This is a genomic window from Dietzia sp. CQ4 (assembly GCF_014145125.1).
Lineage (GTDB): Bacteria > Actinomycetota > Actinomycetes > Mycobacteriales > Mycobacteriaceae > Dietzia > Dietzia natronolimnaea.
This window is the reverse complement of the sequence record NZ_JAALDZ010000356.1, coordinates 1-1,020: the sequence shown is the minus strand read 5'-3', so window position 1 is coordinate 1,020 and position 1,020 is coordinate 1. Positions and strand designations below refer to the sequence as shown.

Sequence of the window (1,020 nt, the reverse complement as noted above, 5' to 3'; positions counted from 1 at the left end):
CCGGCCGATTCCTCTTCGTCCTCGACGACGGCCGCGGCGATCTCGTGGACCGCCCCGGCGACCTGGGGCTGGCGACCCTCGACGCCGACACCGTGCAACTCCGGGTGGGGGAGGACTGGTCGGCGGTGGTGCCCCTCGAGGAGGCGGCCGATCGCCTGCTCGACCTGGCGCGCGACTTCGCCGCCGCCCGGGGTACCGGCCCCGACGCACCCTGGCACGTGCGTGAACTCCCCGTGCCGCTCGCCGCCGCCCGCCCGGGCGATGATCGTCTCCCCACCCCGATCCCCGCGCTGCCCTACGGACCGGTCCCCGGCTCCTCGGGAAGGATCGAGCATGTCGGGGCCGGGGACGGTGTCCTCACCCGCGCCGTGATCGATCGCCTCACCGGCGACGACGTCACCGAGCTCATCGTCACCCCGTGGCGCGGTGTGCTCACCGTGCGCACGTAGACTCGCCGCTGTCCCACGGCGAGGAACCCGGTGCGAGTCCGGGGCGGTTCCGCCACTGTGAGGCCCGCTCGACGGGCCGCCAAGCCAGATACTGGCCGAGGGATCGACGCGCTCCCTGACGCGTCGCCTGAGACTTCTGACCGGGGCGAGAACCCCGAGGAGGACCCATGCCTGCTGTCCCCAGGCCGCCACGCCGCTACGACTACGTCGACGACGGGCCCGCGATCTACGTCGACTCGTTCGCGACCATCCGGCGGGAGACCGATCTGTCGGGCGTCCCGCGGGACGCCGAGCGGCTCGCCGTCCGGATGGTGCACGGCACCGGGCAGACCGACCTCGTCGACGACCTGCAGGTGCATCCGGGACTGGTGGGGGCCGCGCGATCCGCGCTCGAGGCCGGAGCGCCGATCCTCTGCGACGCCCACATGGTGGCCTCCGGGATCACCAGGTCCCGGCTCCCCCGGAACAACGACGTGGTGTGCCTGCTGTCCGATCCCCGCGTGCCCGAGCTGGCCCGGCAGATGGGGACCACCCGCTCCGCCGCCGCGCTCTCCCTGTGGGGTGATCGTCT

General features: G+C 73.4%; 1 protein-coding gene, 1 pseudogene and 1 riboswitch. The gene and the pseudogene both read left to right on the top strand.

Annotated features, from left to right (window positions below; genetic code table 11):
- Positions 1-449: pseudogene (locus tag G6031_RS16840) on the top strand (nitrite reductase); the annotation flags it as partial.
- A 22-nt stretch (positions 450-471) separates the two neighbouring features.
- A riboswitch (cobalamin riboswitch) is annotated at positions 472-541 on the top strand.
- Positions 542-616: 75 nt separating this feature from the next.
- Positions 617-1,020: precorrin-8X methylmutase (locus G6031_RS16835; RefSeq protein WP_182653884.1), on the top strand; the 404-nt coding region annotated here is incomplete at its 3' end.